Source organism: Pseudoflavonifractor sp. An187 (genome assembly GCF_002160275.1).
Taxonomy (GTDB): Bacteria; Bacillota; Clostridia; order Oscillospirales; family Oscillospiraceae; genus Enterenecus; species Enterenecus faecium.
In genome coordinates this window covers 71182-87107 of record NZ_NFKG01000006.1, presented here as the reverse complement: position 1 = coordinate 87107, position 15926 = coordinate 71182, and the positions used below count along the sequence as shown (strand labels likewise).

Sequence of the window (15926 nt, the reverse complement as noted above, 5' to 3'; positions counted from 1 at the left end):
CTGTGGATGAAGCGGGAACACGGACGGCTTCAAACCCGTGTATCTGAGAAAATGACAGCGTAGCTTACCGAAATTGAAAAACTTCCGCAGAAAGCTCCATCCAGGTGGTATGGGCTGGCTTTTGCATGCCCAAAACGCTGCGGAAGTTCCACATACTGGATTCGTTTTTGCTGTTGAGAGTAAAAAAGGATGTGCCACAAAACTTACGTTTTGCGACACATCCATTCTATTTATTCAAACACCAGGGTGCCGAAATCGCCTCGGCGGTGGAAATCCGGCTTGTCGCTGGTCACCGGGGACCAGGCCAGATAGTGGGGATGCTCGGTCTCATCGCCGCACTTGTAGACGTTGGCACAGCAAGTGCCGGAATAGGTGAAGCCGGGGAAGTAGCGGCCTACAAACTCGGCGGGGATGCGGAAGGTAATGCCCCAGGTGTTCTCCTCCTGCCAGCTCTGGGGGCAGAACAGCTCGTCCATCTTCTTGACGATCTGGCGCACCCGGGTGGGGCGCGTGCCGCCAAAGCCCAGGTTCAGGGACTTGAGGGGGTTCCACTCAAAGTTGAAGTACCGGGCGTCCTCCTCCAGGGGGGCAAAGAAAACTTCCAGGCAGCTGTCGTTGCACACCTGGTCCAAGGTCCCAGTGAGGGTGGCACGGATGGGGTTCTCCTGGGCCTCCAGGCGCACGTACAGGTTCTCCCCGTCGTGGCACAGCTGCATCCAGGCCTTCACTCCGGCAGGCTCCAGCCAGCCCGTCTCCTTCAGCTCTGCGCGGGGAATGTTATCCCAATGGGCCCCGTCTCCCCGGGGCACACGATAGGTCTCTTTCATAGATTTGTCAACTCCAGTCTTGTTCTCAGTCATCAAAGGCCCCGTTGGCCTCCATGTAATAGCAAATAATATCCACAAATTCGCCTGTGGTGGGCTTGACACGGATGGGGAATCCCGCCATCTCTCTCAGTCGCTCCTGGTCGCCTTTGTTCCACTGGTGGTCCCGAATGAGCCGCAGATTCCGTTCCACCGTCGCCGGGGTGGCCTGGTCAAAGTGGGCGGCCACAGCCGGATACAGTCCCTTGGTGATGCGGCGCAGCAACTCCGGCTCCGTGTGGGCCAGCTCCACCGCACACACCAGCTGTCGCAGGGACAAAGACTCGCCAATCAATCCCATGGAGCGCAGGACCTCTCGAATCGCCCGTTGTTGATTCAATGTCATCCCGCCTTCCCTCGTTTTTCTCAGGTCTATTTTACTATAACTCCCAGAAAAACGAAAGAAATTTCATTCTGATTTTTCGACGTGATTCGACACCCCAATTTAGCCCTTCACCAAGGCCACAATGCGGGAGGTACCCAGCCGGGCAGCCCCCAGGTCCAGGAAGGTCTGGGCATCTTCCAGGGATGTAATGCCTCCGGCGGCTTTCACCTGCACCTGTGCTCCCACGTGGGCACGCAGCAGGGCCACATCTTCCGCCGTGGCGCCCCCAGAAGAAAATCCGGTGGAGGTCTTGATAAAGTCCGCCCCACTCTCGGTCACCAGCTCACACAGCTTCACTTTCTCCTCTTGGGTCAGCTGGCAGGTCTCCACGATCACCTTGAGGATATGTTCCCCGCAGGCCTCTTTCACCGCCCGCAGCTCCGCCAGCACGTCCGACCAGCGGCCATCCTTCACCCAGCCCAAATTGACCACCAGGTCAATCTCACTGGCTCCGTTAGCCATGGCGTTCTGAGCCTCGAACACCTTCACCGCCGTGGTGGAGTAGCCATTGGGAAACCCAATGACGGTACACACCGGAAGTTTCCCCGCCAAATACTCGCTGGCCTGTTTGACATAGCTGGGCGGGATGCACACCGAGGCGCAGCCATAGGCCACCCCGTCGTCGCAAATCTGGCGAATCTCTTCCCAGGTGGCGGTGGGGCGCAGCAGGGTGTGGTCCACCGCCGCCAAGATGCGCCGTTCGTCCAATTCTCTCACCTCCCCCATGGTTTTATCTCTTCCCCATCATACCCTCCCTTCTGCCCCATTGCAAGAGGGTTTCCCCTTTCGCTTAACCATTGGTTGAATTTACTCAAGATTTCCTCCATTGCACTCAACCGCTATTTTTCCTATAATACAACCATCAAGCGAATGGAGGAGTTTCCATGAACCAGCCTTTGAGTGCCACCATCACCCGCCTGCGCAAAGAGCGGGGCTTAACCCAAGAGCAGCTGGGACAGCTGGTGGGAGTATCCGCCCAGGCGGTGAGCAAATGGGAAAAGGGCGGTGCCCCGGATGTGGAACTGCTGCCTGTGCTGGCCGATCGTCTGGGGGTGAGCATCGATGCCTTATTTGGACGGGCCGACCCGTCCACCGCCGATATGACCACCCAGTTTCAACAGTGGCTGTTGTCCGTCCCCATTGATCGGCGGTTATTTTCCTTATTTGAACTACTGGCAATGTCCTCCCCCTATTTGGGCAGCAACCTGATGGGCTCTGGCATCATCCCGTCCATTTCGGTGCAATCCACCTGTTATATCGACAATATTGTTCCCACTCCTTCCAGGGAACACTCCACTTGCTGGCTTCGCTCCTATGTCACCTCGGAGGAAGGGTTGGTTCTAGGGGTATTGGCGGAGGACTTCCCCCTGTTTTTGCTGATGCCGGAGCCCCCCAAAGGATACCAGAGCAATCTCCCCGAACCAGAGCGGTGCCGAAAGTTATTCGCCGCCCTGGCCCTCCCCGGCGCTTTGGAAATTCTCCTGTACCTCCACGGGCGAGAGGGGAGCTTCTACCACCCCTCCGCCATCGCCAAGCACACCAAACTGCCCTTGGAGGATGTGCTGGCAGCACTCCCTAAAATGGCAGAATGCGAGCTGCTGAAGAAAAAGGATTTGGAGCTGGAGGACGGTCCCACCCAGGTCTACACCCTTCACAACAACTTTTCCTTTGTCCCCTTCCTGTTTTTGGCCCGCTGGGTCATGCAGCCGGAGGACGCCTATGTGTTTGCCTGCGACACCCGAAACCGCCCCCTCCTCGCCCCACCCCCAGAGAAAAAGGAGAACCAATCATGAAACAACCACTTGACCGCACCCTCTACACCCGTGCCATCTTCCGGGGCAATCGGTTATGCTTTGTCATCGCCCTCCTATTCACCTGTGCAGGCACCCTGTGGAATCTCATCGTCTCCTATCTGCTGGGGTACATCTTAGACATCATGACCACCGGGAATCTAGCCCAGCTGGCCCATACCACTCTGTTCTGCTTGGGGTTATCCGCTGTGATTTTCCTCTCCCAGTTGGCCCTGTACCGAGCCAAAACCCGGTTCATCCACCGGGGGCTGGCCCAGTACAAGGACCTCGCCTTCTCCCACCTATCCCAAAAGAGCATCCGGGCCTTTTCCCAGGAAAACACCGGGCGATACCTCTCCGCCCTCACCAACGACACCAACTCCATCGAAGAAAATTATCTCAACCAGTCCTTTCTTATGGTGTCCCAAGTGCTTCTCTTTTTTGGCTCGCTGGGCATGATGCTCTGGTATAGCTGGAAGCTGGCCTTGGCTACCATCCTGCTCAGCCTCATCCCCATTGCCGTCACCCTGGCCACCGGAGGCAAGCTGGCAGCCAGGGAGAAAAAAGTCAGTGAGGAAAACGAGAGCTATGTGTCCATGCTCAAAGACCTGCTCAGCGGGTTCTCTGTCATCAAAAGCTTCAAGGCAGAGGATCAGGTACGCTCCCGCTTCGCCCAGGCCAACGCCTGGTTGGAACACATCAAGGCCCGTCGGCGGTGGTTATACTTTCTCATCTCCGCTATGTCCACCTGTCTGAGCTTCCTGGTCCAGTTTGGCATCTTCCTCTTCGGGGCCTACCTGGCCATCCAAGGGGAGATCACCCCGGGCACCGTGCTTATCATGGTCAACCTGTGCGGTCTGCTCCTCAGTCCCATCCAGACGGTGCCCCAGTACTGGGCCGCCCGCAAAGCCGCCCTGGCCCTCATGGACAAGCTGGCAGAGCTCACCGCTCAGAACCAGCAGGAGAGCGGCGTATCCATCCCCGCCACGCTGAGCCAGGCCATCACCCTGGACCACGTGTCCTTCGGCTACGAGCCGGACAAGCCCATCCTGCAAGACCTCACCGCCCAGTTCCAGGCCGGGAAGACCTACGCCATCGTGGGCGGCTCCGGCTCCGGCAAGTCCACCCTGCTCCACCTGCTCATGGGGGCCAGCGGGGCCTATACCGGCTCCATCGCCATCGACGGCACCGAGCTGCGGGACGTGGACGCCCACAGCCTCTATGACCTGATGAGTCTCATGGGGCAGGATGTATTTCTCTTTGACGACACCATCCGCAACAACCTCACCATGTTCCGCTCCTTCCCTGAGGAGGAGGTGGCACAGGCTGTGGAGCGGTCCGGGCTGTCCCAGCTGCTCCAAATGCGGGGTGAGGACTACCGCTGTGGGGAAAACGGCGTGAACCTGTCCGGCGGCGAGGGCCAGCGCATCTCCATCGCCCGGTGCCTGCTGCGCCGCACCCCGGTGCTGCTGCTGGACGAGGCCACCGCCGCCCTGGACAATGCCACCGCTGCCGCGGTCACCCAGTCCATTCTGGACTTGACGGGCACCACCCGCATTGTGGTCACCCACCGCCTGGAACCCCAGCTCATGGCCCAGTACGATGAGATACTGGTCATGCGGGACGGACGCATTCAGGAGCAGGGCTCTTTCTCCGCTCTTATGGACCGAAAGGGATACTTCTACTCCCTGTTCACCCTGGCACAGCCGACCTAACGAAAACGGCCTGACTTCACAAGTCAGGCCGTTTTTCATCGTTCCAGCAGTCTGGCCACCCAGGTGCGGTGGACCACCATGGCGCTTTTGGGGCAGAACTCCTGGCAGCAGAAGCAGCGGATGCACTTGTCCCGATGGACCACCGCCTTCCCCTTCTCAATGGTGATGGTCTTGGCCGGGCAGATGTTGGCGCACACGCCACAGCCCACACAGTGCTGTTTCACCACCTTGGGCTTCTGGCTGAACACCTTGGCCATCACCGCGCCTCGCAGTCGCTTGGACAGGTGCTTCCCGTCCCCCTCAAAGAGGTGGCCGTTGCCCGTCTCAATGCGCTGGAAGTCTGGGACCACAAAGTCCTCTACGTTGCCCTGGACGGTCAGCTCTTCCGCCGTGGGGGGAATGAGCCCTCGCTCCATCGCCGCCTCCAGGGTGGGCACCTCCTCCCGACGCAGGCCCAACAGCTGGGCGCACACCAGGTCTGCCTTGTGAGGGCTCTCAGAGGCCGCCAGAAGGCCCACATGGCGCGGGGTACCTCCGGTAGGCCCGTTGCCCTCCATGCACGTCACGGCGTCTACAATGGTCAGGCGTGGCTTAAAATACTCGTCCAGGTCCACGATCATCCGGGCGAAGTCCCGGGGGTCAGGAAACCGGAAGTGGTACTCCGGCTTCATGGCGCCTGGGATGGAACCGAACATGTTCTTGGCTCCACAGGTCATAGCCATCATGCCGTGGGTCTTCAGCTTGCAGAAATTGATGATGGCATCCGCCTTTGAGAGGTAGGCGGTATAGGTGAACTGGCGGCACACCTTGCCCTGGGGGTACTCCCCCTGGGCGTGGCTGAAATCCCAGTTCAGGCGGCCTCCCGCCTGCTCCACCTGCTCCATCCCGGTGGCCTGATACACCCCCTTGACATAGGCGGCGTTGTACAGCCCGCCGGGGCTGTCCCCCACCACCACGTCCGCTCCACGCTCTGTCAGCATGCGCACCAGGGCGCACAGCAGAGACGGGTGGGTGGTGGCCGCCCGTTCCGGCTTGAGAAAGGTCACCAGGTTGGCCTTGATGGCGATTCTCATCCCCGGCTTCACCCAGGAGAGACCCCCCAGGGGCTCCAGCACCCGTGCCAGGGCGGACTCCACCTCCCCCTGGGAATAGTCCTTACAGGGAGTGAGCACCACATCCGGTTTCATACGATTCCTCCTTTGGACAAAAAACTCCCCCGGCCGATCCAGCCGGGGGAGTTGGTACAGCGATTTGAGAAACTTAGGCTTCCTCGGTCTCCTCGGTCTCCTCCACGTCGTTGCCCTCCAGCAGAGCACGGATGGACAGGGACACCTTCTTGTTCTCCTCGTCGATGGCGATGATCTTGGCGTCCACCATCTGGCCCTCAGTCAGCTCGTCACCGGGCTTCTCCACACGGTGGTCGGCGATCTGAGAGATGTGGATCAGGCCGTCCACGCCGGGAACGATCTCGGCGAAGGCGCCGAAGGTCATCAGCTTGACGATGCGCACGTTGGCCACATCGCCCACGGAGTACTTGCTGGTGAACACAGTCCAGGGCTCCTGGCTGCGGTCCTTCATGCCCAGAGAGATCTTCTTCTTCTCGGGGTCGAAGCCGATGACGTACACGTCCACCTCGTCGCCCACGGAGACAACCTCAGCGGGGTTCTTGATGCGGGACCAGGACAGCTCGGAGACGTGGACCATGCCGTCCACACCGCCGATGTCCACGAAGGCGCCGTAAGAAGTCAGGCTCTTCACGGTACCGGTGTAGTGCTTGCCCACCTCGATGTTGTTCCAAATCTCGGCAGCGGCAGCGGCACGGGCCTCAGCGGCCACGGCACGGATGGAGCCCACCACGCGGCGGCGAGCACGGTTGACCTCGGTGATGCGCAGCTGCACGCGGGTCTTCACCATGCCGGACAGATCAGCACCACGGGGCTGGCCGGACTGAGAGGCGGGGATGAACACGCGGATGCCCTTGACGTTGGCCACCAGGCCGCCCTTGTTCTCCTCGGTGATGATGCCTTCCAACACTTCCTTGCTCTCCACGGCGTTCTCGATGGTCTCCCAGTTCTTGGCAGCATCCAGACGCTTCTTGGACAGCTTCACCATGCAGTCGCGGTCGCTGACCAGCATGACGTAGGTCTCGATCTCCTCGCCAACCTTGGCAATGTCCTCCACCTTCACGTCGGGATCATCGCTCAGCTCGGACACGGGGATGTAACCGGGATACTTGATGCCCAGCTCCACCTGCACCTCGGTGGGTGTGATGGCAACGACAGTACCAGTGACCTTATCCCCCGTATTCAAAGTTTTGAACGATTCCTCCAGCATTTCAGCAAAGGACTGTTCAATCTCCATAATTTCATCGCTCATTTTGTTGTAGACCTCCTTTATTATCCACTCCGGTGTGGATGCACCGGCAGTGATGCCAAGCGTCCGGACAGAGCAAAAGTCCTCCGGGGACAGAGCGTCTGCTTGCTCCACCTGCACCACGTGGGCACAGGACTCCTGGCAAATCTGGGTCAGACGCCGGGTATTGGAGCTTTTGGGGTCTCCGATGACGATCATACTGTCACACCTGCCGGCCAATTGAGCCGCCTCAGTTTGACGCTTAGACGTAGCACCACATATTGTATCAAAGTATTCCGCATTTGTACACACTTTTTTTGCGTTTTCAACGGAATTTTCCCAATTCGCCCGAATGGCCGTGGTTTGGGAGACAAACGTCAGGGGTTGATGGACCAATTCCGGGCGATTTCGGAAGATTTTTTCCAACTCTTCCCAGTTTGCTGCCACCACAGAATGTTCTGCACATCCGGCAATACCCACGATCTCCGGGTGGTCCGGGTCGCCCACAATCACAGGCACCCGGCCCTGGGCGGCGGCATTGCGGACAATGTCGTGGATGCGGGTGACGTTGGGACAGGTGGCGTCCACCACCTGGCAGTCCTTCTCCTGAAGCTGGGCGTACACCCGGTCCGGTTCTCCATGGGCCCGGATGAGCACCGTGGCCCCCTGGGGGACCTCCTCCAAGCTGTGGACGGTCACCGCCCCCAGCTCTTCCAGTTTGGCAATCACATGGGCGTTGTGGGTGATCTCCCCCAGCAGATAGATCTTCTGGGTCTGGGCCAGCTGTTGGGCTTGCTCCACGGCTCGGCGCACGCCGTAGCAGAAGCCTGCGGACTTAGCAAGGAGCACTTCCTTCATACGCTACCTCCCAAATGATGAATCCGGTCCATGAGGTCGTCAGCAATGCGCTGATAATCCTCTGGTCCCGCTTTTCTCCCCTCGTAGACGGGGGCATAGGGCTTACCAAACACCACCCGGGTCTTGCGGAACAGCTTCTTCTTGGGGGAGATGTACACCGGGAGAAGCATGGTTCCGGTACGGGTGGCAAACATGGCGGCTCCGGTGTGGGCCGCGGCGTTCTCCCCCTCTTTCACACGGGTTCCCTCAGGGAAGAGCAGCAGCTTCTCCCCGTTGCGCAGCACCCGCATGGCCTCCTTGATGGCGGCCACATCCGCCTTGCCTCGCTTGATGCCGATGATGCCCGCCTTTCCCAGCAAAAAGCCCAGGACGGGAATCTTCATCAGCTCTTCTTTTGCAATGATGCGGGTTTGGCACCTCCAGCCTAAGGCGCACACCACATAAATGGGGTCTCCCAAGGTGGTGTGGTTGCCGCACATCACCACGGCCCCCTCTGGCACGTTCTCCCGCCCCTCTACCTTCCACGGGTGGAAGATTCGCATGAAAATCCAAATCAGGGGGTACAGCACAGCATACAGTCGATTCATGGGCGCACGCCCTCCCTTCCCAGCTTGGCCACAATGGTCTCCAGCAGCAGCTTGTGGCTCTCCTCCAGGTCCTTGCCGGTGGTGTCCACCACGGTGGCGTCCTCCGCCTGTTTCAGGGGGGCAATGGCCCGCTCCATGTCCTGTCGGTCCCGCTCCACCACGTCGGCCAAAATCTGCTCCAGGTCGGCCTGCTGGCCCCGCTCCAGAAGCTCCAGATAGCGGCGCTGGGCCCGGTCCTTGGCGTCGGCGGTGAGGAAGATTTTCACGTCCGCCTGGGGCAGCACCACGGTGCCGATGTCCCGGCCGTCCATAATGACGTTGTGGTTGTCCGCCAGGTGCCGCTGCTTGTTGAGCAGGAAGGCCCGCACAGGGGCCAGGGCTGCCACCTTGGAGGCGTAGCCGGAGATCACATGCTGGCGAATGGCCTGGGAGACGTCCTCCCCGTCCAGATACATCCGCTGCTGTCCATCCTCCCCGTGGCCCATGGTGATATCCACCTGGCCCAGGACCTGCTCCACCGCCTGGGGGTCGCTGGGGTCCACGCCTCGGCGCTGGACCGCCAATCCCACCGTGCGATAAATGGCCCCGGTGTCCACGTAGAGATATCCCATCTCCTGGGCCAAAGCCCGGGCCAGGGTGGATTTCCCCGCCCCAGACGGACCGTCGATGGCTATGCTGTAATACTTCATTGCGCTGCGCCGTCCTTTTTCTCTAAATATTCTGTGACTGCCTGTCCCGCCACCCAGCCGGTGGCCCAGGCAATTTGCAGGTTGAATCCGCCGGTATAGGCATCCACGTCCAACAGCTCCCCGGCAAAGAAGAGCCCCTGCACCTTCTTGGACTGCATGGTCTTGGGGTCTACCTCCCCCACCTTCACGCCTCCGGCGGTGACAATGGCCTCTTCCACCGGACGGGGCCCGGACACCTCCACGGAGAAGTCCTTCAACGTCTCCAGCAGGCTGCGCCGCTGTTCCCGCCGCAAATCATGGGCCTTGGTGTCCAAGGGAATGCCTGCTCGGCTGGCCACCACCGGAATCATGGACTGGGGCAGCAGCCCTCCCAGGGCATTGCCCATGTTCTGGTTGGCCCGCTCCGTGAAGTCCCGCACCAGACGGGCATCCAGCTTGCTCTCATCCAGGGCAGGCTTGAGGTCGATGTGCAGGGTGTAGTGGTCCCGCTGGAAGTTCATATGGGCAGAGGCGGAGAGCACCAGAGGCCCGGACAGGCCAAAGTGGGTGAAGAGCATCTCCCCCATCTCCTGGTAAACCACTTTCCCCTTTTTGTTTTTCGCTCGCACCTCCACGTTGCGCAGGGACAGCCCCTGCATCTGCTTACAGCAGGGGTCGGTGGACTCCAGGGGCACCAGAGAGCCCCGCACCGGGACGATCTCATGCCCCACCTGCTGGGCCAGCCGATAGCCGTCCCCGGTGGAGCCAGTACGGGGGTAGGAAGCCCCTCCGGTGGCCAGGATGACGCAGCCCGCCTCCAGGCCCTGGGGGCTGTGCTGGGTGGTCACCCCCACCACCTGGCCGTCTTGGAGCTTCAAGCCCGTGACCCGGTCCCGGAGCAGCTCCACACCCAGGCGGCGCAGCTCGAAAAACAGGGCGTCGATGACATCGGCGGCCTTGTCCGAGACGGGAAAGACCCGGTTCCCCCGCTCCACCTTCAGCTTGACCCCCAGGTCCTCAAAAAAGTCCATGGTGGCCTGGGCGTCAAACCGGGACAGGGCGCTGTACAAGAACTTGCCGTTGCGGGGGATGGAGGCCATCATCTCCTCCAGCGAGCAGTGGTTGGTGACGTTGCACCGCCCCTTTCCGGTGATGTACAGCTTGCGCCCCACCTTCTCATTGGGCTCCACCAGCACCACCTGGGCCCCGCCTCTGGCGGCGGAAATGGCCGCCATCATTCCGGCAGCTCCCGCCCCCACCACGATTACGTTTTCTCTACTCACCGTCGTTCCATTCCTCTCCCGGGCGTGTTTGATTACTTCCCGTCATACTCCACCTTCTCATACACCTGATACTCGTCCCAGATGTTCTCCAGCCGCTCAAAGGTGGCGGTGACCTCCGCCTCCTTCTTCCGTCCCACCGCCGCAATCAGGGCGTTGAGAATGGACAGCGGAGCCACCAGGGAGTCCACAAAGGAGGCCATGTCGCTCTTGGCCAGCAGGCGGAGGTTGGCCGTATCATACAGGGGCGACATGGCGCTATCGGTGAGGGCTACCACCGTGGCCCCCTGGTCCCGGGCAAACTCCATGGCCCGCACCGTGCGGGTGGAGTAACGGGGGAAGCTGATGCCGATGACCACGTCCCCCTCTCCCACCCGGAGCATCTGCTCAAACATCTCGCTGGCCAGGGTGGTGTGCACCTGGCGCACGTTGTCAAAAATCAGGTTGAAATAAAAGGCCAGGAAATCGGACAGGGCGGCCGCCGAACGCACACCCAGGATGTAGATATGTTTGGCCTTGACAATGGCCTCCACAATCGCCGAGAACTCCTCCCGGCTCAACTCCTCCAGGGAGGTACGGATTTTCTCAATGTCCGACTGCACCACTTTCTCCAGCAGGTCGTGGTCCCCCAGTCGGTCGTTGGACACCTCAATGCGCTGCACGGTGGTGAGCTTGCTGCGAATCATCTCCTGCAAGGCCCGCTGCATGGCGGGGTAACCGTCAAAGCCCAGTTCGGCGGCAAAGCGCACCACCGTGGACTCGCTGATGCGCACCGTCTGTCCCAGCTTGGCTGCCGTCATAAACGCCGCCTTGTCGTAATTCTCCAAAATAAAACGGCCAATCAATTTTTGGCCCTTGGAAAATGTGCCCATATTGCTCTGAATTAGCGTCAAAATATCCCGACTCACAGCGGTTCCCCCTCACTGGCTCCTTGCCCAAGAAAATCGGCGTACCACCAAGGGCCGCCGATTTCCATCATTGTTTCTCTGTCCTATCATACTCGCTCTTTTGGTAAAATGCAAGAGGTTTTGCAAGAAGTTTACCGTCACTTGCAAATTTCATGAAACAATTCCTGCATCTCCCCTGCGGTCAGGGTCCGCCAGGTGCCCCGTTTCAGGTTTCCCAGCCGGAGATTACCCTCCCGCACCCGCACCAGACGGGTGACCGTGACCCCGGCGGCGGCGCACATCCGCCGCACCTGGCGGTTCTTCCCCTGATGAATGACGATTTTCAGCTTCTGGGGCCCCAGAGGCTCCACCTCATCGGCCACCATGTCCTCCCCGTCCACCACCATGGGCTTGGAGAGGATGGGCAGGGCCGCCGTCACGTCTCCGGTGACCTGGACGTGGTACTCCTTGCGCACCTCGTGGGAGGGGTGGGTGAGCTTGTGGGTGAGGTCTCCGTCGTCGGTGAGCAGCAGCAGCCCCTCCGAGTCCATGTCCAGCCGTCCCACTGGCCATACCCGCACCCCGCAGTCTGCCACCAGCTGGGCCACTGTCTTGCGCCCCTTCTCGTCCGAGAGAGTGGTGACGTACCCCCTGGGCTTGTGGAGCATGAGATATGTATGGCGGCGGGGCTGGGTCAATGCCACCCCGTCCACCTGGATGTGGTCCCGCTGGGGGTCCGCCTTCTCTCCCAGGGCAGCCACCCGTCCGTTGACCTGCACCCGCCCTGCGTTCAAATACTCCTCCGCCTTGCGCCGGGAACAGATCCCGGCCCCGGAGAGGATCTTCTGTATCCGTTCCTCCACACGCTCACGCTCCTTGTCTAAATCAGTCCCATGCCGGGCACGGTGGTCTCCCAGCTCTTGCCCCACAGGCCCATCCACCAGCGCACCAGGGCGTTTGGTTTCCATCGGTCGTCTTCCACCCCGGTCCCAGTCTCCACGGGCATCTCTGCCACCACTTCCCCGTCCAAAATCCAACGGGCAGTGCCCACCTGGGTCCCGGCGGGAATGGGGGCGGTCAAGGGGGAGTATACGTCCAGCTGCATGTCCAGCTGTTCTCCCTCCGCCAGCGGGAACCAGCAGTCCCCCTGGGCAACCAGGGACACCGTGGGCTGCACACTGCCCGCCACCGCCGCCTGGCCCACCGCTGTCCCCTCCCCGCACAGCTGGGTGACCGGGTAGGTATCAAAGCCGTAGTGGAGCAGGGCCTGGTGGTCGTCCCAGTCATCCGGGTCATTGAGGGTGACGCACACCAGGGTCTGCGCCCCCCGGGTGGCCGCCGACACCAGAGTGCGGCCGGAGGCCTCGGTGTACCCGGTCTTCATGCCCACGCAGTCCTCCTCCAGCCACAAGAGCTTATTGTGGTTGACGAAGGTGCGCCCCTCCAGGGAGATATTCTGGGTAGCGCAGATGCTGGCCACCGTGGGGTTTTCCAGGCAGGCACAGGCCAGAAGGGCCATGTCATAGGCGGAAGAGTAGTGCTCCTCCTGGTTGAGGCCGCTGGGGTTGGTAAAATGGGTGTTGCTCATGCCAAGCTCCCGGGCCTTCTCATTCATAAGCTGTGCAAACCCCTCCAGGTCCTCCCCAATCCAGCAGGCGATGACCTGGGCGGCATCGTTGCCCGACTGGAGCAGCAGCCCGTAGAGCAGAGTCTCCAGGGTCAGCTGGTCCCCCGCCTTGAGATAGAGGGAAGAGCCCTCCACCCCCTCCAGCCATTCCGGTTCTACGGTGATGACCTGGGACAGGTCGGAGGTCTCCTCCACCGCCACCAAGGCGGTCATCAGCTTGGTGATGCTGGCAATGGGGCGGGGCGTGTGCATGTCCTCCTCAAAGAGCACACGCCCGGACCCCGCATCCATGAGCACCGCCGACGAGGCGGAGGTGGACACCGCTCCCGCCGGGGCGGAGGTACCAAACAATAGTGTTAAGGCCACCAACAGGGCCGCAATCTTCCTCAAAAAAGGTCACTCCCATCCAAGGTATCAGATGGGAGTAGTATCACCTTTATTCTCCGCTCTTATCCGTGCCGGTCTTTTTGTCGATATATCCGGTGACCTTTTCAAACATCTCAGGCACCAGATCCACCACCCGGCCCACCGAGTCCCCAGCGGGAGGAGCCACGGGCAACAGCCGCACGCTGCCATCCTTGACAATGAGGAAGGCCACGGGGGTGACGTTGACCCCGGCCCCGGCGCCGCCGCCGAAGTTCTTTTCCACGTTGGGGGTCTTGCCGAAGTCGGAGCCGCCAGTGGCAAAGCCAAAGGACAGCTTGGACACGGGGATGATGGTCACGCCGTCGGCGGTGACGATGGGCTGGCCCACCACCGTGTTGGTGTCCACCATCTCACGAATCCGGCTCATGGTCGTCTGCAACACTTCATTAATGGGATGCTTTTGTTCGCTCATGACTGTTTACCTCCTTGGAGTGCTGGGTGGTTCCACCCTCTTCGGCCTTGATGGCCGCCAGTTTTTTGATATATCGCAGGGCAAAGCTGAGACACTGGCCCATGGTCAGGGAGAGCTCTGCCTGAGCTGACACCTGGGGCTCCTTTTTGTCGTAGTCCAGGTCCACCACAAATTTGTGGTCCTTCACCCGGAAGTTGCCGTCGATGAGGTTCCAGATGCCGCCGATGACCCCGTTGATCATTCCGTAGCCGATGGCAGCGGAGGCAGGGTCCTTCCCTGCCCAGATCAGGTGCATCTTTAGCTTGCGCACGATGATCTTCCGGCGCAGCTCCCCTGCCGCTTCACAGATGAGGGGCAGATAGCGTTGGAACTTCTTCCACGAGCCGGGGTTCAAAAGGTTCCCCAACAGATTCTTGGTTTTCTCTTTCTCCGGCTGGGGTGTTTTTTTCGGTTCCTTGGGCTGCTTTTTCTTTTTCTTGGGCCGTTTGGCGGGTCTTGGCACCACCGGAACGGTGATGGGCCCCAGCTCCAGGGCCAGCCGAACTCCCTCCTGGCTGTAGCTGGCCTTGGCCCGCACAGGCACCAGCAGAAGCAGCGCCAGGGCCAGGACCACGCAGCCCAGTACAATCCAAATCATCATGCCTCACCCGAGGGTTCTTCCCCCTCGTCCTCCTGCATCTTGGCGATGGCCGACTCCAGATCCAGGGTCAGCTGGGTGCCCTCCTGGCTGGCCGAGGGCAGCTCGGGCAGCTCGTCCAGGCTGGTCAGACCAAAGGTGCGCAAAAAGTGGTGGGTGGTGCGAAACTGCATGGGACGGCCCGGGACCGCCAGCCGCCCCGCTTCCTCGATGAGCTTCCGCTCCAGCAGAATTCCCACGGTGTAGGAGCTGTCCACCCCCCGAATCTGCTCAATGTACGCCCGGGTCACTGGCTGGAAGTAGGCCACAATGGCCAGCACCTCCAAGGCGGTCTGGGACAGTTTGGGGGGCTTGCGGTGCTCCAAGGTCTTGCGGATGGGGTCTGCGTACTCGGGGGCGGTGCACATCTGCCAGCTGTGCTCGGTACGCACCAGGCAGATGCCCCGGCGCTGGTAGCGGTACTCGTCGGCCAGCTTCCGGCACACGCTGTCCACCGTCTCCACATCCTGCTCCAGGGTGGCGGCCATGCGCTCCACCGGCACCGGGTCCCCGGCTGCAAATAGGATGCCCTCTATGGTGCATTCCAACTCCTTCAATTCCATGCTCAGGCTCCTCCGTCCTCCGCCGCCTGGGACTCCGGGTGGGTACAGGTCAAGGTACTGTCCTCCCCGGTGCCAGCCAGATAGATTTGATTGGATTTACACAGCTCCAGCACCGCTAGAAAGGTGGCCACAATCTCCGAGCGGCTCTTGCTGCCCCGAAACAGGGCCCGGAAGTGGGTGACTCCCAGGGTGGTCAGCTGGTCCAGAATCCACCGGGCCTTGGTCTCCACCGGGTAGGGCTCCCGGCCCACAATGCCGTGAAAGGCCCGGGTGGGCGGCGGGACATTTCCATCCCCCCGCTGAAACAGACGGCGAAAGGCCTCGGTGAGGTCTGCCGGGTCATGCTGATAGCGGTAGGTCGTCTCCTGGGGCAGAGGCTGAGGCTGGCCCACCAGGTAGTCCCGTCCGAACTCGTACCGCCCTGCCAACACATTGGTGATGCCCTTGATGCGCTCATAGCTCTCCTTGTGCTGGTGCTCCTCCAGGGCCGCCATGAGCTGCTCCATCTCGCTCAAAGCCTCTTCGTCGTCGATGGAGAGGAGCATGCGGGTCTTGATGTACACCAGGTGGGCAGCCATAATGACAAACTCGCTGGCCACCTCCAGGTTCAGCCGCTCCCTCTGTTCCATCCAATCCAGGTACTGGTCCAGAAGCAGGGTGATGGAGATGTCCCGGATTTCGATTTTGTTTTTGCTCAGCAGGTGGAGAATGAGGTCCAGAGGCCCGTCAAAGTCCTCCATGCCCTCCTGTCTTACTTTTACCACCTTGTCCAGATGGTATACCGGGACATCCATACTTCTCCCCCCTCTTGGGATGAAATCGAGATTATTATATCGA

General features: G+C 60.7%; 17 protein-coding genes. 2 read left to right on the top strand and 15 right to left on the bottom strand.

Annotation, left to right across the window (positions count from 1 at the left end; genetic code table 11):
- Nucleotides 1–230: 230 nt before the first annotated feature.
- The 3 genes from B5F22_RS04885 to deoC all read right to left on the bottom strand — a co-directional run bounded on the left by B5F22_RS04885 (nucleotide 231) and on the right by deoC (nucleotide 1956).
- Nucleotides 231–827: a carbohydrate-binding family 9-like protein gene (locus tag B5F22_RS04885; protein ID WP_158096622.1), complete on the bottom strand. Its 597-nt coding sequence runs from the start codon at nucleotides 825–827 to the stop codon at nucleotides 231–233.
- A gap of 25 nt (nucleotides 828–852) precedes the next feature.
- A complete protein-coding gene (locus tag B5F22_RS04880; protein WP_087229490.1) occupies nucleotides 853–1209 on the bottom strand; it encodes a sporulation initiation factor Spo0A C-terminal domain-containing protein in 357 nt (118 codons plus the stop codon).
- Between the two features lie 99 nt (nucleotides 1210–1308).
- Nucleotides 1309–1956 (bottom strand): deoxyribose-phosphate aldolase, encoded by a 648-nt coding sequence (gene deoC, locus B5F22_RS04875; RefSeq protein ID WP_087391473.1) that lies wholly within the window; start codon nucleotides 1954–1956, stop codon nucleotides 1309–1311.
- Nucleotides 1957–2132: 176 nt separating this feature from the next.
- On the opposite strand from deoC, the gene B5F22_RS04870 reads away from it, so the two are divergent.
- The gene (locus B5F22_RS04870; protein ID WP_087391462.1) at nucleotides 2133–3041 is read left to right on the top strand and encodes a transcriptional regulator; all 909 of its coding nucleotides are present in this window, start codon (nucleotides 2133–2135) and stop codon (nucleotides 3039–3041) included.
- The gene (locus tag B5F22_RS04865; RefSeq protein ID WP_158096621.1) at nucleotides 3038–4753 is read left to right on the top strand and encodes an ABC transporter ATP-binding protein; all 1716 of its coding nucleotides are present in this window, start codon (nucleotides 3038–3040) and stop codon (nucleotides 4751–4753) included. Before B5F22_RS04870 ends, B5F22_RS04865 begins: the two co-directional genes overlap by 4 nt.
- A gap of 35 nt (nucleotides 4754–4788) precedes the next feature.
- Here the strand turns inward: B5F22_RS04865 and B5F22_RS04860 are convergent, their stop codons facing one another.
- The 12 genes from B5F22_RS04860 to B5F22_RS04805 all read right to left on the bottom strand — a co-directional run bounded on the left by B5F22_RS04860 (nucleotide 4789) and on the right by B5F22_RS04805 (nucleotide 15883).
- Nucleotides 4789–5940 carry a DUF362 domain-containing protein gene (locus B5F22_RS04860; protein WP_087391458.1) on the bottom strand — a complete coding sequence of 384 codons (1152 nt, stop codon included), beginning with the start codon at nucleotides 5938–5940 and terminating at the stop codon, nucleotides 4789–4791.
- A 73-nt stretch (nucleotides 5941–6013) separates the two neighbouring features.
- Nucleotides 6014–7963, bottom strand: coding sequence for a bifunctional 4-hydroxy-3-methylbut-2-enyl diphosphate reductase/30S ribosomal protein S1 (locus B5F22_RS04855; protein WP_087391456.1), 1950 nt, complete (start codon nucleotides 7961–7963; stop codon nucleotides 6014–6016).
- Complete coding sequence (locus B5F22_RS04850; RefSeq protein ID WP_087391454.1) at nucleotides 7960–8550, bottom strand: lysophospholipid acyltransferase family protein; 591 nt, start codon at nucleotides 8548–8550, stop codon at nucleotides 7960–7962. Before B5F22_RS04850 ends, B5F22_RS04855 begins: the two co-directional genes overlap by 4 nt.
- Complete coding sequence (gene cmk / locus B5F22_RS04845; protein WP_087370378.1) at nucleotides 8547–9239, bottom strand: (d)CMP kinase; 693 nt, start codon at nucleotides 9237–9239, stop codon at nucleotides 8547–8549. Before cmk ends, B5F22_RS04850 begins: the two co-directional genes overlap by 4 nt.
- Nucleotides 9236–10501 carry an NAD(P)/FAD-dependent oxidoreductase gene (locus tag B5F22_RS04840; protein WP_275532478.1) on the bottom strand — a complete coding sequence of 422 codons (1266 nt, stop codon included), beginning with the start codon at nucleotides 10499–10501 and terminating at the stop codon, nucleotides 9236–9238. Before B5F22_RS04840 ends, cmk begins: the two co-directional genes overlap by 4 nt.
- A gap of 32 nt (nucleotides 10502–10533) precedes the next feature.
- On the bottom strand, nucleotides 10534–11406 hold the full coding sequence (locus B5F22_RS04835) for a MurR/RpiR family transcriptional regulator (RefSeq protein ID WP_087229468.1): 873 nt from the start codon (nucleotides 11404–11406) through the stop codon (nucleotides 10534–10536).
- Between the two features lie 137 nt (nucleotides 11407–11543).
- Entirely contained in the window at nucleotides 11544–12248 is a 705-nt protein-coding gene (locus B5F22_RS04830) for a pseudouridine synthase (protein ID WP_087229465.1), read from the bottom strand.
- Nucleotides 12249–12265: 17 nt separating this feature from the next.
- Complete coding sequence (locus B5F22_RS04825) at nucleotides 12266–13402, bottom strand: D-alanyl-D-alanine carboxypeptidase family protein (protein WP_143482189.1); 1137 nt, start codon at nucleotides 13400–13402, stop codon at nucleotides 12266–12268.
- 46 nt (nucleotides 13403–13448) lie between these two features.
- On the bottom strand, nucleotides 13449–13850 hold the full coding sequence (gene ytfJ, locus B5F22_RS04820; protein ID WP_087370369.1) for a GerW family sporulation protein: 402 nt from the start codon (nucleotides 13848–13850) through the stop codon (nucleotides 13449–13451).
- Nucleotides 13825–14490, bottom strand: coding sequence for a DUF2953 domain-containing protein (locus B5F22_RS04815; RefSeq protein ID WP_087391448.1), 666 nt, complete (start codon nucleotides 14488–14490; stop codon nucleotides 13825–13827). The genes ytfJ and B5F22_RS04815 overlap by 26 nt, the downstream gene beginning before the upstream one ends.
- Nucleotides 14487–15089, bottom strand: a complete 603-nt coding sequence (scpB, locus tag B5F22_RS04810) for an SMC-Scp complex subunit ScpB (protein WP_087229453.1) — start codon at nucleotides 15087–15089, stop codon at nucleotides 14487–14489. Before scpB ends, B5F22_RS04815 begins: the two co-directional genes overlap by 4 nt.
- A 2-nt stretch (nucleotides 15090–15091) precedes the next feature.
- A complete protein-coding gene (locus B5F22_RS04805) occupies nucleotides 15092–15883 on the bottom strand; it encodes a segregation/condensation protein A (protein ID WP_204210519.1) in 792 nt (263 codons plus the stop codon).
- Between the last annotated feature and the right edge of the window lie 43 nt (nucleotides 15884–15926).

Bases quoted from the DNA above. Each gene is read 5' to 3' on its own strand.
- B5F22_RS04805 (WP_204210519.1), bottom strand. From the start codon at position 15,883: ATGGATGTCCCGGTATACCATCTGGACAAGGTGGTAAAAGTAAGACAG.
- B5F22_RS04850 (WP_087391454.1), bottom strand. From the start codon at position 8,550: ATGAATCGACTGTATGCTGTGCTGTACCCCCTGATTTGGATTTTCATG.
- cmk (WP_087370378.1), bottom strand. From the start codon at position 9,239: ATGAAGTATTACAGCATAGCCATCGACGGTCCGTCTGGGGCGGGGAAA.
- B5F22_RS04815 (WP_087391448.1), bottom strand. From the start codon at position 14,490: ATGATGATTTGGATTGTACTGGGCTGCGTGGTCCTGGCCCTGGCGCTG.
- scpB (WP_087229453.1), bottom strand. From the start codon at position 15,089: ATGGAATTGAAGGAGTTGGAATGCACCATAGAGGGCATCCTATTTGCA.
- ytfJ (WP_087370369.1), bottom strand. From the start codon at position 13,850: ATGAGCGAACAAAAGCATCCCATTAATGAAGTGTTGCAGACGACCATG.
- B5F22_RS04870 (WP_087391462.1), top strand. From the start codon at position 2,133: ATGAACCAGCCTTTGAGTGCCACCATCACCCGCCTGCGCAAAGAGCGG.
- B5F22_RS04865 (WP_158096621.1), top strand. From the start codon at position 3,038: ATGAAACAACCACTTGACCGCACCCTCTACACCCGTGCCATCTTCCGG.
- B5F22_RS04885 (WP_158096622.1), bottom strand. From the start codon at position 827: ATGAAAGAGACCTATCGTGTGCCCCGGGGAGACGGGGCCCATTGGGAT.
- B5F22_RS04860 (WP_087391458.1), bottom strand. From the start codon at position 5,940: ATGAAACCGGATGTGGTGCTCACTCCCTGTAAGGACTATTCCCAGGGG.
- B5F22_RS04880 (WP_087229490.1), bottom strand. From the start codon at position 1,209: ATGACATTGAATCAACAACGGGCGATTCGAGAGGTCCTGCGCTCCATG.
- B5F22_RS04855 (WP_087391456.1), bottom strand. From the start codon at position 7,963: ATGAAGGAAGTGCTCCTTGCTAAGTCCGCAGGCTTCTGCTACGGCGTG.